This window comes from Wolbachia endosymbiont (group A) of Anthophora plumipes (assembly GCF_964028115.1).
Taxonomy (GTDB): Bacteria; Pseudomonadota; Alphaproteobacteria; order Rickettsiales; family Anaplasmataceae; genus Wolbachia.
On sequence record NZ_OZ034756.1, the window covers coordinates 437,084 to 450,328 of the forward strand.

14 protein-coding genes and 2 tRNA genes are annotated in these 13,245 nt (G+C 35.2%); 8 read left to right on the forward strand and 8 right to left on the reverse strand.

Annotated elements, in window-relative coordinates; all coding sequences use genetic code 11:
• Positions 1 to 10: 10 nt before the first annotated feature.
• Complete coding sequence (mnmE, locus tag ABWU75_RS02270; RefSeq protein WP_264328417.1) at positions 11 to 1,339, reverse strand: tRNA uridine-5-carboxymethylaminomethyl(34) synthesis GTPase MnmE; 1,329 nt, start codon at positions 1,337 to 1,339, stop codon at positions 11 to 13.
• Positions 1,340 to 1,552: 213 nt separating this feature from the next.
• On the opposite strand from mnmE, the gene nuoI reads away from it, so the two are divergent.
• The 4 genes from nuoI (at position 1,553) to infC (ending at position 4,718) form a co-directional block, all read left to right on the forward strand.
• The gene (gene nuoI / locus ABWU75_RS02275; protein ID WP_038199316.1) at positions 1,553 to 2,035 is read left to right on the forward strand and encodes an NADH-quinone oxidoreductase subunit NuoI; all 483 of its coding nucleotides are present in this window, start codon (positions 1,553 to 1,555) and stop codon (positions 2,033 to 2,035) included.
• 65 nt (positions 2,036 to 2,100) lie between these two features.
• Positions 2,101 to 2,289 carry a hypothetical protein gene (locus tag ABWU75_RS02280; protein ID WP_187297136.1) on the forward strand — a complete coding sequence of 63 codons (189 nt, stop codon included), beginning with the start codon at positions 2,101 to 2,103 and terminating at the stop codon, positions 2,287 to 2,289.
• Positions 2,286 to 4,187 (forward strand): threonine--tRNA ligase, encoded by a 1,902-nt coding sequence (gene thrS / locus ABWU75_RS02285; RefSeq protein WP_264730991.1) that lies wholly within the window; start codon positions 2,286 to 2,288, stop codon positions 4,185 to 4,187. Before ABWU75_RS02280 ends, thrS begins: the two co-directional genes overlap by 4 nt.
• Positions 4,188 to 4,199: 12 nt before the next feature.
• Positions 4,200 to 4,718, forward strand: a complete 519-nt coding sequence (gene infC, locus ABWU75_RS02290) for a translation initiation factor IF-3 (RefSeq protein WP_353286989.1) — start codon at positions 4,200 to 4,202, stop codon at positions 4,716 to 4,718.
• A 28-nt stretch (positions 4,719 to 4,746) separates the two neighbouring features.
• On the opposite strand, the gene nuoF is transcribed toward infC, so the two are convergent.
• Entirely contained in the window at positions 4,747 to 6,000 is a 1,254-nt protein-coding gene (gene nuoF, locus ABWU75_RS02295) for an NADH-quinone oxidoreductase subunit NuoF (RefSeq protein WP_353287062.1), read from the reverse strand.
• 19 nt (positions 6,001 to 6,019) lie between these two features.
• Positions 6,020 to 6,092: transfer RNA gene (locus ABWU75_RS02300), tRNA-Lys, on the reverse strand.
• A 442-nt stretch (positions 6,093 to 6,534) separates the two neighbouring features.
• On the opposite strand from ABWU75_RS02300, the gene ABWU75_RS02305 reads away from it, so the two are divergent.
• The 4 genes from ABWU75_RS02305 (at position 6,535) to ABWU75_RS02320 (ending at position 9,112) form a co-directional block, all read left to right on the forward strand.
• Positions 6,535 to 6,610 (forward strand) — tRNA-Ala (locus ABWU75_RS02305).
• Between the two features lie 369 nt (positions 6,611 to 6,979).
• Positions 6,980 to 8,215 (forward strand): MgtE intracellular N domain protein, encoded by a 1,236-nt coding sequence (locus ABWU75_RS02310; protein WP_353286990.1) that lies wholly within the window; start codon positions 6,980 to 6,982, stop codon positions 8,213 to 8,215.
• A gap of 62 nt (positions 8,216 to 8,277) precedes the next feature.
• Positions 8,278 to 8,592, forward strand: coding sequence for a hypothetical protein (locus ABWU75_RS02315; RefSeq protein WP_264730999.1), 315 nt, complete (start codon positions 8,278 to 8,280; stop codon positions 8,590 to 8,592).
• 121 nt (positions 8,593 to 8,713) lie between these two features.
• Entirely contained in the window at positions 8,714 to 9,112 is a 399-nt protein-coding gene (locus tag ABWU75_RS02320; RefSeq protein ID WP_353286991.1) for a hypothetical protein, read from the forward strand.
• Positions 9,113 to 9,189: 77 nt separating this feature from the next.
• Here ABWU75_RS02320 and ccmE read toward each other — a convergent pair whose 3' ends face one another.
• Genes ccmE through ABWU75_RS02345 form a run of 5 tightly spaced genes read right to left on the reverse strand, consistent with a single transcriptional unit; the run spans position 9,190 to position 13,243 of the window.
• Positions 9,190 to 9,582, reverse strand: a complete 393-nt coding sequence (ccmE, locus tag ABWU75_RS02325) for a cytochrome c maturation protein CcmE (RefSeq protein ID WP_253309438.1) — start codon at positions 9,580 to 9,582, stop codon at positions 9,190 to 9,192.
• Positions 9,566 to 9,703, reverse strand: a complete 138-nt coding sequence (locus tag ABWU75_RS02330; protein ID WP_182158513.1) for a hypothetical protein — start codon at positions 9,701 to 9,703, stop codon at positions 9,566 to 9,568. Before ABWU75_RS02330 ends, ccmE begins: the two co-directional genes overlap by 17 nt.
• Complete coding sequence (locus tag ABWU75_RS02335) at positions 9,700 to 10,422, reverse strand: biotin--[acetyl-CoA-carboxylase] ligase (RefSeq protein ID WP_253309436.1); 723 nt, start codon at positions 10,420 to 10,422, stop codon at positions 9,700 to 9,702. The genes ABWU75_RS02330 and ABWU75_RS02335 overlap by 4 nt, the downstream gene beginning before the upstream one ends.
• Positions 10,423 to 10,439: 17 nt before the next feature.
• Complete coding sequence (locus ABWU75_RS02340) at positions 10,440 to 11,804, reverse strand: NADH-quinone oxidoreductase subunit N (RefSeq protein WP_353286992.1); 1,365 nt, start codon at positions 11,802 to 11,804, stop codon at positions 10,440 to 10,442.
• Positions 11,801 to 13,243, reverse strand: coding sequence for a NuoM family protein (locus ABWU75_RS02345; RefSeq protein ID WP_353286993.1), 1,443 nt, complete (start codon positions 13,241 to 13,243; stop codon positions 11,801 to 11,803). The genes ABWU75_RS02340 and ABWU75_RS02345 overlap by 4 nt, the downstream gene beginning before the upstream one ends.
• Positions 13,244 to 13,245 lie beyond the last annotated feature (2 nt).

Below are 13,245 nucleotides of genomic sequence, written 5' to 3' on the forward strand. Positions count from 1 at the left end.
TATAAAAGCTTTACTTGCCCACGCAAAAATTGCTAAACACACTACTCAATATTTCCTCAACATTAATAATTCCAATCACCGCACCAAGTTCAAATGCAGCAAGCCTCAAATCTTCAGATATCAACTCAATTGGATTATCGATATTAAAACGTTGTAAATGTTCCAGTGCTTTCTGCATGTGACTCCTATGTCTTTGCCGAGTAATCACAGGAGTGTCTCTATCATGCCCAAATTTTTCCTCTGCCTTCTTTTTTATGAGAGAGATCAACTTGTTTGTACCTATTCCCTTTAAAATAGAAATAGGTAGAAAATCTACACCGCCAATCAGTATATTTCTGTCATTAATTGCATCGTCAGCTTTGCTCAATACATAAATAGTATCGCTATTTACAACGTTGCAATTGATATTATAACGTTGTTCAAAAGGAAATAGTTCTATTCTTAGATCAGCTTCAAAAGACCTCTTTTTTGCTCGACTTATGCCTTCTGATTCTATCGGGTCTGAACTCTCACGAATTCCAGCAGTATCAGAGAGAATGATTGGGTATCCGCCAATGTCAATATGAGCTTCAAGCACGTCTCTTGTTGTGCCTGCATATTCAGAGACAATAGCAATATCACGCTTGGCTAAGAAATTAAACAGAGTTGATTTACCGACATTTGGTTCACCAGTTATTACAATATGTAAACCCTCACGCAACCTTTCGCCCCGTCTATTATCATTTAAATGCTCTTGTATCAACTGCACGAGAGATTGCACTTCATTATTAATTTTTTTCAATTCACTTTTTTCTGCCCAAATGTCCTCTGGAAAGTCTATATATGCTTCGATTTTGGATTGTATCGTTATTAATCTTTGCCTCCAATTGCTGTATAGTCTCTCCAATTCTCCCGATATCTGCTTAATCGCTTGTTTAGCTTGCATTTTCGTCTCAGCATCAATTAAGTCTGCAATCCCTTCTATTTGCGTTAAGTCAAATTTACCATTTAGAAAAGCCCTAAGTGAGAATTCTCCAGGCCTGGCCATAACAAAAATTTTTGATAATTCCTCCAAGATGATTTTTATGACTGCCTTGCTTCCATGCACTTGTAACTCTATAACGTTCTCGCCAGTGAAACTGTTTGGAGCAGGGAAATAGATGATGATTCCATTATCTATCAATTGATTGGAATCATCATATAGATCAACTAAAGTAGCAAATCTTGGTTTAATTTCTTTCTTAATATGAAAATGATTTAAAGCTTTAAGCGCGTAGTTGCCTGAAATTCTGATTACTGCAACTCCTGACTTACCCAATACGGTCGATAAAGCGAAAATAGTTTCATTTGTGTTTGTCATTATTTATATAAACTACTTAGCAATATTACACTTAAGAAACCAAAATACCTAATTTGAAAATATTCAAAATTTTTATCTATCTTGCTAGTTTATAGTAATATCATATTAATAAATACATTATATAAAAAACTGCAAAGGTCACTCAGGTGAAAATATTTATTTTGAAAACTGATAATATGATTTATAATTATCAACATAGGTTTTAAATATTTTATGCTCAAGAAATTAGCTTGGTATTGGTCTTTTGTAGAGTTAATTAAAGGGTTTGTTATTACATTAAAATATATGTTTAAGCCAAAGGTTACTTTGAGGTATCCTATGGAGAAGGGCCCTTTAAGTCCAAGGTTTCGTGGTGAGCATGCGTTGCGTAGGTATCCAAACGGTGAAGAACGATGCATAGCTTGTAAATTATGCGAAGTTATCTGCCCTGCTCAAGCAATAGTTATTGAAGCAGAGGAAAGAGAAGACGGTAGTCGCCGCACCACACGCTATGATATTGACATGACAAAATGCATATACTGCGGGCTTTGCCAAGAGGCATGTCCAGTTGATGCAATTGTGGAGGGTCCTAACTTTGAATTTGCTACTGAAACAAGAGAGGAGCTAATGTACAATAAAGAAAAGTTATTGCGTAATGGTGAAGTTTGGGAAGACGCAATTGCACTCAGGTTAAAAAAGAATAGACCGTACTACTGATGTTAAAAATTTATAGCTTTCAAATCATTCCTCTGTTACCCAGGTGCTGTTTTTCTGTCATTTCAGTGTTCCTTTTTTTGTCATCCCAGTGCGTGACACTGGGATCCAGGTATAAAAATATTTGCAAATTGTGCAATGGACAACAGATTTTAGGAGCATACGTTAAACTAATTTCCATTATAAAAATAAGATGGATCCCAGTGTCACGCACTGGGATGACAAAGAGAGGGTTAGACAAAAGGGTCGATAAATGATTAAAATTACTTTTCCAGCTGAAAAAAGAATAGAAGAATATGACGATAAAGTCACTGGCTTTGATATATTACAACCGGATGCTTTGAAAGAAGCAGTTGCATTGAAAGTAAACGGTGAGTTGTATGATCTCTCACGTGAAATTGAATCTGATGCAGAGATAGAGGTGATACAACTGAGTGACGAAGCGGGTTTAGATATAATAAGGCATGATGCTGCTCATATAATGGCCCAGGCAGTGAAAGAGCTCTTTCCTAATACTCAGATTACTATTGGCCCAACAATTCAGGACGGTTTTTACTATGATTTTGCTACAGATCGTACCTTCACTACGGATGATCTTGCTGCAATAGAAAAGAAAATGAAAGAGATTGTAAAAAGTAATCACAGATTTGTTCGAGAGGTTTGGACTCGCAAGCAGGCAGTTGATTTCTTTAGTGGTATAGGCGAAAAATATAAGGTTGAAATTATATCCTCTATATCAGAGAGTGAAAACCTAACTGTTTATAGACAAGGCGATTTTGTTGACTTATGCCGCGGTCCACATTCTCCTTCAACTGGCAGAGTCAAAGCGTTTAAGCTTATGAAAGTTGCAGGAGCATACTGGCGTGGTGATTCTAAGGGTCCAATGTTACAGCGAATATATGGCACCGCATGGAGAAATAAGGATGAATTAAACGCTTACCTTGAGTGTCTCAAAGAAGCAGAAAAACGTGATCACCGCAAAATTGCTAAGGATATGGATTTATTTCACATCCAAGAGGAAGCTGTCGGGCAGGTTTTTTGGCATGAACAAGGATATATTTTATATAATGTTCTTGAGTCTTACATCAGAAAGAAGCTAATAAATAATGGCTATTTTGAGGTAAAAACCCCTATTTTAGTAAGCAAGGAACTGTGGGAAAAGTCGGGACATTGGGATAAATTTCGTGAAAATATGTTTATTGTTGATGAATCTGAAAGCAAAAAGCTAGCAATAAAACCTATGAATTGCCCTTGTCATGTGCAGATTTTTAATTCTCACACCAGAAGCTATCGCGATCTACCAATACGTATGGCAGAGTTTGGCACATGCCATAGAAATGAAAGCTCAGGCTCATTGCACGGACTGATGCGAGTGCGTGGTTTTACGCAAGACGATGCACACATTTTTTGTATGGAAGAACAAGTAAATTCTGAAACTGTAAAGTTTTGTGACCTTTTAAAAGAAGTATATTCAGAGCTTGGATTCAATGAAATTTCTGTGAAATTTTCAGACCGTCCAGATATTAGAGCCGGTAATGATGAAGTGTGGGATAGAGCTGAAAAAGCGCTGCTTGAAGCCATTAAAGAAGCGGGCTTGAGTTATGAACTGAGCCCTGGTGAAGGTGCATTTTATGGTCCAAAGTTAGAGTTCGTTTTGAAAGACGCAATAGGCAGAAATTGGCAATGTGGAACATTACAAGTTGATTTCATTTTACCAGAACGTCTGGGAGCTTTTTATATAGGGGCAGATGGGCACAAGCATCACCCTGTCATGTTACATAGGGCAATTCTTGGGACTTTTGAGCGTTTTATCGGAATTTTGATAGAAAATTATGCAGGAAAATTTCCAGTTTGGCTTGCTCCAACACAGCTTGCTATCCTGAATATTACAAATGAAGCTGACGGTTACGCCACAGAAATTAGCAATATTTTAAAAGAACAAGGTGTGAGAGTCAAGACTGATTTGACCAATGAAAAAATTAGTTATAAGATACGTTTGCATAGTTCAAACAAGGTTCCTATATTATGGATTATAGGCAAAAATGAAGTTACAAGTAAAACTGTGTCAGTGAGAAATTTAGGATCAGAAAGACAGGAGTCTTTTTCTTTGGAAAAGGCTACTGAATCGCTGTTAAAAAGTATTAATTTGAATTAAGGGAGTTAAAGTTTGCAAGTTAAAAAGAACAATAAAAACAGAATTAATGGATTCATCACAGCTAAGGAGGTACGCTTAATTGATCATAGTGGTGAAATGGTCGGAATCGTGCCAATAGAACGAGCTTTGGAATGTGCACAGGGTGTTGGTTTAGACTTGGTGGAAATTGCACCTGATTCAACCCCTCCAGTATGTAAAATTCTGGATTATAGCAAACAAAAGTATGATATAAAAAAGAAAGCAAGTGAAGCAAAAAAGAAACAAAAAACATTAACTATAAAAGAAATTAAACTGGGTCCTAATATTGGTGATCACGACTACGAAACAAAATTGCGTCAAGCAAGAGACTTACTTGCCCACGGACATAAAATCAAAGTTACAATGAGATTTAAGGGCAGAGAGCTTATAAACACTGAAGTCGGACTGGAAAAATTAGAACGGCTAATTAGAGACACTGAAGATATTGCAAAGGTAGAATTGGCACCTAAAAGAGAAGGGAATCAATATTTTTTAGCTCTGGTTGCTAAGTAGCAAGACGGCTTAAGAAGTATAAGTAGAGTTAAATTATCGCTCTCTCTTTGATAACATGGCGAAAATGTCTTATTAATCCTTGAATCGGCCAAGCTGCAGCATCACCAAGCGCACAAATTGTATGTCCTTCTATTTGAGTTGTAAGGTCAAGCAGCTTATCTATTTCATCAGGCTTAATATCTCCTGCCACCATCCTCTTCATAATCCTCCACATCCATCCAGTACCTTCACGGCATGGTGTGCATTGTCCACAGGACTCATGCATGTAAAAGTGTGATAACCTCTCTATTGCAGCTATTATATCAGTTGATTTATCCATCACTATTACAGCAGCAGTACCAAGCCCTGATTGTGCGGTTCTTAATGAATCAAAATCCATTTCAATAGTATCGCATATAGATTTTGGAATTAATGGCACTGAAGACCCACCAGGTATTACAGCAAGTAAATTATCCCAACCCCCTCGCACTCCACCTGCGTATTTTTCAATCAATTCACGTAGTGGAATTCCGAGCTCTTCTTCAACATTACACGGGTTGTTTACATGTCCTGAAATACAAAAAATCTTAGTACCAGTATTATTTGGTTTACCAAGAGATGCAAACCATTCTCCTCCACGATTTAGAATATCTGGAACCATGGCTATAGTTTCAACGTTGTTTATTGTGGTTGGACAGCCAAAAAGTCCAACACCTGCGGGAAATGGAGGTTTCATGTGAGGAAAGCCCTTTTTTCCTTCAATTGATTCGAGTTGAGCTGTTTCTTCCCCACATATGTAAGCTCCTGCACCCCTATGGATAAACACATCAAGATCATAACCTGATTTGCAGGCATTTTTTCCAATTAAGTTTTCTTTATAGGCTTCCTCAAGTGCTTTTTTTAGAACTAAATATTCATTATAAAATTCACCCCTGATATAAATATACGCAGCTGATGCGCTGATCGCTTTGCCGGCTAGGAGAATTCCCTCAAGTAACTTATGTGGCTCATATCGCAATATATCTCTATCTTTACATGTACCAGGTTCTGACTCATCTGCATTGACTACTAAATATGCTTTTGGGAGATTTTTGGGCATAAAGCTCCACTTAAGGCCGGTGGAAAATCCTGCACCCCCTCGACCTCTCAAACCAGATTTCTTTACTTCATCAATGATCTTTTCTGATCCTAAATCTAGTAACTCCTTTGTTTTTTGCCAGCTACCACGTTTTTTTGCACCCTTAAGTAGTGGAGTTTCTTTACCATTTAGGTTGGTGAATATTTTGTCTTGTTCTTTTAGCATGTTTTTCAAAATTTGTGAGTGATCCCGACGCGATTCGAACGCGTGACCCACTGATTAAAAGTCAGTTGCTCTACCGGCTGAGCTACGGGATCATTTCATTTTTCAGCTATACTAAACATCAATACAGTTTTTATCCGTTTTAATCAAACTAAAATTTTCATGTGTGGTTAAATAAATTATATAATATACTGCGTTAGTGATAATTTAGTTAAAAAATCTATGGATAATTTAAAAAATTTTTAAAGGAAAACTTCTTGTTAATTTTCAGTTCACAGATTTATTTGGATGGTGTGAAGTATAACGCTAAGGAGATAAGAAAAATAGAAAACTGTATATACCCTGCAGAATTTGTGCACTATTATAATGCTTAGCAATAGCCTATAGCTAACACGTCACACTGCTGCAGATAGATTCCGCTAACACGCAGCGGAATGACGGTTTTTCAAATTGTCAGTAAATCTAAGTCAGTTTAGCTATAACAGATAAATATTTCTTGCATTTCAGCCTGAGTGATTTATGCTTTAAGCAAGAATTGGGGGCATAGCTCAGCTGGTAGAGCATCTGTTTTGCACGCAGAAGGTCAGCGGTTCGATCCCGCTTGCCTCCACCAATATAGGTTCTAGCATATCATAAAGTCAGCTTATTTTAGCCCATTAGTATTTTATACTAGTTCCCTAAAAAATCCCTCTTTCTGTAACTTTTCTTTATGCAAGTAATGTTTGTTATTATAATTCTAATATATACCAATTTAATAATAAATTAATCAATAAATGTTAGAATACTAACAGTTAATTTATTGGTAATGCCTATGAGTGGAAAAAAGCATGTTTTTAAGATGGTACCTGGAAAGTCTCTTGTGATAAGCGAAGGAATTCTCTTATATACCTTAATGATCAGCTAGTAAACGTAGTAATACCAATTCTCAATAATAATGAGACAAATGAAAAAGAGTGCTTTCCGCCTATAACTGGAGGTTTAAGTGAATTTATCGTATATTCTATTTGTCTTCCCAATAACGAAGTTTGGTATAACTAGTGTAGGAGATAACAGTGAAAGGTACAGTAGTGTGGATTTTCTTGCACAAGCTGTATCGTATCAATACGTAACGCGAGACGAAAGTGGTAAATACTATTTCTCAGATAAAAAAGGAAATATTATCGATTCACCTTACAATACAGCGCTGCAAAAAAACGTAGCACCTTGTAATGCAGGGGAAATAAAGGAAATAGTGAATAATATGTTACTTGATATACCTATTCAACTGCAAAAAATAATTTTTGAACTGAATTCAAATCAACTCCAGATTTTAGCACAGAATTTAACGAATGAGCAGCTGCAAAAAATAATTCCTGAACTAAATTCAACCCAGTTGCAGGTCTTAGCAGAGAACTTAATGGATGAACAACTCCAAGCTTTAGTGGATCATCTAACCAATCACCAGCTAAAAACCCTTGCTCAGGAACTAAATCCAGAAAAGTTACAAATAATTGTTCCTCTTTTAGATAAAAATCAGCTTACAAACCTAGTGAAAGACTTAAATCTAGACCAAGTAAAAGAAATTTTCCCTCACCTTAAAATGAATCAGTTTCTGGAGGCTATCAAGACAATAAGCAATGATCAGTTTGTAGAATTAATAAAAGATGCAGATGAGAAAATTTTAAACACTCTTTTTGATGAAGCGTTGAAAGATCGACTTCCAATCCTAGTACACAATTTAGAAGGAGATAGATTACATGATTTAATTAATAAGCTAGACCACAAGAAACTTGCAATAGTAGCTCGAGATTTAACTGATCCTAATAAGATTCAGATTATCATTAAGTCTTTAGTTGATAACCCAGACAAACTTCAAGCTTTTGCTCGCAATATGTCTAATGAGCAGTTTAAAGAACTTTTGGATAACATAGGCGCAGAAGAGCTTAAAGACATCATTCACAAACTGCCTTATGAGAAAGTGACAGCTGTGATTGGTGATCTCAGCAATCAAGATCAGTCTAAAGCTATTATTGATGCATTAAAAGAGAAGTTTGATGAACAAAACAAGAAACAAGAGGAAATGAAAGAAAAACTTGAAGAACTTAAGGAATTGCTGGAAGGTGATGATATAGTTAACCCCAATCAATTTAGCTATCAACATTCTTCTGTAGTAAATGAAGAGTATTACCTTAACAGTAATGATGCTTATACTGTTCAGGATTACTCCATATCTGTTTAGCAGATTACAGAAGATAATGAATAACATTATTTTTAATATTATTATTTAAGGAGTTAATAAACATGAATAATTCAACAGAAGATAAAAAATTTAATGTGGAGTTAATTGAGGCACCATTAAAAGAGATAACAGGAACTAAAGGGATGGTAAAAGCTGACACATTTGTAGAATCAGTCAATCCCATAATAAAACATATCAATAATGTAGTAAACCAAACCGCACAGCACTTATCTACAATAAAGAAGGAAATTGGTGATAAAGATTCAGGTTTAATTGGGAAAATCGATAAATTGAGAGAGGAAGTAGATTCATTCACGGATTCTGACATAACAAATCCCAACACCTTTTTTTCTCCAGAGTTAAATCCACTAGGATAGAAAATAGCTAATAATTAGCAAAAATAAGAAAAAGTAATAGCCCACTGGGCTATTACTTTTTTCACATACCATTTCAAGGTAACTAGTTAGTTTTAAATTCTAATTTTTTATAGGAGTTAATATGAGTAATTACAGTGTAAAAGAAAGCGAAAGCAACTTTGGAGTAACAAGCAGAATGAGCGGTACCAATCGTAGAATAATAAATGACATAGAGGTCAAAATTAAGCCTAAATCTTTTGAAGGCAATAAAGAAAAGAATGCGTCGGTCGATTACGTCCACAAAATTCTAGACAAACTAGTCAAAGATTTAAACGACACGTTTGTTCTTAATTTGGATAACATATTGACTAAGACTTTTATAGATTATACCGAGAGAATTCACACAAATAGTCAAGATTATAAATTTTTGAAAGAAAACTTTGACAACCTAAACGAAGAGGTTGAAAAATTAAAAACAGGAACAACTGGTGGTGATAACATAGATGAATGGGAGGCACCAACTCACTTTGATATATTATAGTAGTTAGGAAAGTAACAGCTTGCTAGCAGGCTGTTACTCTCTCTACATATCGTTTCAATACAGCTGAATTAGGGAATCTATTTTAAAACTTTCGGCATATAGTTCTCATCATGTTTTGCAAACACTGTATCTGCAAGAAAAGTACTATTATCAAACATTTTACCTTGCACAACAACACCACTTTTTTCTGAAAACATCGGTGGAAGTATTCCCTGATATTTCACCATAACGCTCTTATTAAAATCTGTCATTTGAAAAATCACTTCGCTTTCGCTCCGTATCACACTATTTTCAACAACCATTCCACCAACACGGATTGGCTTTTGATTATTTGGTAAAACTATTGCCTCACTTACTGTATAGAAAAATGAGATATTTTCTTTGAGCGTTGTTAAAATAAAAAAAACTGCACAACTTAAAAAGCAGAAAATTCCTGAAGTTATAAGTAATCGCTTATGTTTCTTCTTCATTATTATCTTTCAGGCTTTCTAGAATTTTTTTACTTTTAGTATAGCAAGAAATGGTAAAAATCAGTTCTCCGGTAATCAACGTAAAACTAATAAGGTAAGCAAAAATTACATATGTATTCATAATGCATTATCAATAAATAACTCACCTGCATCAAAATAAATTAAGCTTCCATCCTTTTGCTGCAACACCAATTTACCACTTTTATCTATATCAGCAAAAATTCCTTCATACAATTTGTCAGCTAACTTTACACTGATTTGCTCATTCATTTTGAATGCTTTTTTTAACCACATTTCTCTTATAGCATAAAACCCATCAAATAGCCATTGCTTTCTTAGCTTATTAAAATTTATTATTAATTCCTTTAACAGATCCATGTTAGACACAGATTCACCGTAATTGCTAATGCACGTTGTTCCTGGAAGTGGTGCATGATTGACATTAATTCCAATTCCTATAATGAGCCAATTCGAATTGGATCTTTTTTCAAGCAATATTCCACTTATTTTCTTGCCATCGATTAGAATGTCATTTGGCCATTTATGTTGAACGTTACTGTCACTTATAAATGATAGTAACGTGTTGCCAACAGCAAGAGCAGTAACAAAAGTCAATTCTGTCAATTTGCTGACATCCGTTTCTTGGTTAATTATCAAACTCGCATAGAGATTACCCTCTGGAGAAATCCAGCTTTTTCCAGTGCGTCCCCTACCTTCTGTTTGTTTATCAGCAATAATGACAGTTTCATTTGATATTCCTTTATCAATTAAATCTAACGCTTCTTCGTTAGTGCTTGAAACTTCTTTGTAATGATGAATATGAAAGCCCTTAGGGATCACCTTGTCAGCCCTTTAGTTCAATGAGTGAGTAAAACGTACAAGAAAAGAACGAGGTTGATCAGTGAAGCCACTGAAGTGATAATGAATAGACCCTTAGAATAAGCAACCTTATTACCACTAGCTTTATCAAAATACATAACTTTCATGATATTTAAATAATAGTAGCATGATATCACACTCGCTATTACAAGGACCAAAGACAGGCTGATAAAGCCAGAATTTATTAAACTTTTGAATATAAAAAATTTAGCGATAAAACCTGCAAGTGGAGGTATTCCCGACATCGAGAGTAATAGTATAGAAAGATGGAATGCTAAAATTGGTTGCTTTTTTCCTATACCAGATAAATTTGCAATATCACAATCGTCATCGTCAATTTGTACGAGATATGAGAATAGCCCTATGCTTGTGATGATATATATCACCAGATACATTAAGGCACTATCTGTTCCTGCTTGTGTAAAAATAGAAAGTGAAGCAAATATAAAACCAATGTGACCAATTGAACTGTAAGCAAGCAGCCTTTTTAAGTTTTGCTGATGCAAGGCCCCAAAAGCTGAGATAAGCACAGACAATGCTGAAACGTATAAGAAAATAGGCTGAACATAACTTTTTACATTTACTAACTCTTCATTCATCAATCGAATTAAAAATGTTACAAGTGCAGCTTTTGGGGCCGTAGAAAAAAACGCAGTTACTATGGTAGGTGCACCTTGATAGACATCTGGAGCCCACATATGAAAAGGAGCAATAGCAAGCTTGAAACACAAACCAATAAGGATAAAAACTAACCCAAAAACTATTCCATAAGTTATCTGATGGTTTTGCAAGAATGAACCGAGCTCAGAGAAATTGACTTGTCCTGTATATCCATAAAGCAGCGACATTCCATATAGCATAATGCAGGAAGATAGTGCACTAAGTGTAAAATATTTCACTCCTGCTTCACATGAATAAGCTGAATCTTTATTAAAGCTCGCAAGAACATACAAAGATATACTCATCAACTCAAAAGCTAAATAAAAAGAAATCAGACTATTTGCTGAAACCAAAGTTATCATGCCAAATAGCGCAAAAAGAATCAGTATTGAAAATTCATATTTATAGTCATATTTTGATAAATTCAGCATCAAAAGTATTAAAATTCCTGTGCTGAGAATTAACCCTTGGGCTGACCTGATGTATAAATTGAGTTTTAACAACGAATTAAAGAGAAAAATTTCATTGTTTTCTGCCGAAATAATTAAAATAATCAAAGTTACCACTGTGCAGCCAAGTGCTAATAAGTTGATAGTTCGGCGGTTAAATATAATTCCAAGCAGTAGCAACACTAACGAGGAGATAATAGAGAACGTTTCCGGCAATATCTGTATATAATTCATAGCGCATTATATTTGACTAACAAATTTGCCATACATGGCTTCAAATAATTCAGTGCAAGGGTTGGGTAGAATCCAAGCAAAATAACAAACACTGCAAGCAGAATTAAGACAGAAAATTCTATGTTATCCAAGCGGTTATTTAATAATTTAGAATAGCTAACCCCCCATATTATTTGCTTACATAAATTCAGCATATAAACTGCGCTTAAAATAGTGCCAAGTGCGATAAATCCTGTAAAAAACCCTATGCTCTTAAACATTCCAACCATAGCCAAAAACTCACCTATGAATCCAGATGTTCCAGGTAGCCCTATTGAAGCCATTGAAAATAAAATGAACATAAAACCAAATTTTGGCATTGTGTTTACTATGCCAAAGTACTTTGCAATCTCCAAAGTTCCAGTTCGAGTATATAGCATTCCAACACACAAAAATAAAGCAGCAGAAATAAGGCCATGACTAATCATTTGAAATATGCTACCCAGTACTCCTTCCTCACAAAATGAAAAGAGGCCAGCAGTAACGATCCCCATATGTGCTATTGAAGAATAAGCTATTAACTTCTTTATATCATCTTGAGCAAACGCAACTAGAGAAGCATATATCACCGCAATAATGCTCAGCACAACAACGAAATTTGAAAAATACAAACTTGCCTGAGGAAGCATTGGAATAGAAAACCTTAAAAATCCATATCCCCCCATTTTAATAAGCAAGCCAGCTAAAATCACAGACCCAGAAGTTGGTGATTGCACATGCGCATCAGGAAGCCAAGTGTGAAATGGAAACATAGGTACTTTTATTGCAAAAGAAATAAAAAATGCAATCCACAGCAATGACTGCACTTCAAGATCAAGGCTTGGCACTAATGTAGCTAATTTTTGTATACTAAACGTTCCAAAAACACTATAGATGTATACCAACCCAAGTAGAAATAATAATGAGCCAGTTAATGTATAAAGAAATAACTTAAACGTCGCATATATCCTTTGCTTCCCTCCCCAAATGCCAATAATAAAGAACATTGGTATTAAGACAGCTTCAAAAAACACATAAAAGCTTATAGCATTCAGTGAAACGAAAAAACCGACTACAAAACTCTCAAGCAGTAGAAATAATGCCATATAGGCTTTTAGGGTCGTATAACTCATTTTGCAATTATAGAGCATACAAATAACAAACAAGAAGGTCGTAAGTAGAAGGAAAAGCAACGATATTCCATCCACCCCTATTCCAATATCTCTTACTGGATAGCTGACAAACTGAAAGTCCGTATTGTTATAATCAAATTCTATACAAGCTACAATGCTAAGCAAAAATGGAAGTACAGCAAAAAATAGGGCAAGGAATCTTAGGTGTATAGATTGATGATTAATCCTGATCGAGGATAAAATCAACGCTCCTATCAGTGGAAGCAAGAATATACTAAGTAACAACACCT

Excerpts from the sequence above, each read along its gene's own strand:
- nuoI (WP_038199316.1), top strand. The coding sequence starts at position 1,553 with ATGCTCAAGAAATTAGCTTGGTATTGGTCTTTTGTAGAGTTAATTAAA.
- ccmE (WP_253309438.1), bottom strand. The coding sequence starts at position 9,582 with ATGAAGAAGAAACATAAGCGATTACTTATAACTTCAGGAATTTTCTGC.
- nuoF (WP_353287062.1), bottom strand. The coding sequence starts at position 6,000 with ATGCTAAAAGAACAAGACAAAATATTCACCAACCTAAATGGTAAAGAA.
- ABWU75_RS02315 (WP_264730999.1), top strand. The coding sequence starts at position 8,278 with ATGAATAATTCAACAGAAGATAAAAAATTTAATGTGGAGTTAATTGAG.
- ABWU75_RS02330 (WP_182158513.1), bottom strand. The coding sequence starts at position 9,703 with ATGAATACATATGTAATTTTTGCTTACCTTATTAGTTTTACGTTGATT.
- ABWU75_RS02340 (WP_353286992.1), bottom strand. The coding sequence starts at position 11,804 with ATGAATTATATACAGATATTGCCGGAAACGTTCTCTATTATCTCCTCG.
- mnmE (WP_264328417.1), bottom strand. The coding sequence starts at position 1,339 with ATGACAAACACAAATGAAACTATTTTCGCTTTATCGACCGTATTGGGT.
- thrS (WP_264730991.1), top strand. The coding sequence starts at position 2,286 with ATGATTAAAATTACTTTTCCAGCTGAAAAAAGAATAGAAGAATATGAC.
- ABWU75_RS02320 (WP_353286991.1), top strand. The coding sequence starts at position 8,714 with ATGAGTAATTACAGTGTAAAAGAAAGCGAAAGCAACTTTGGAGTAACA.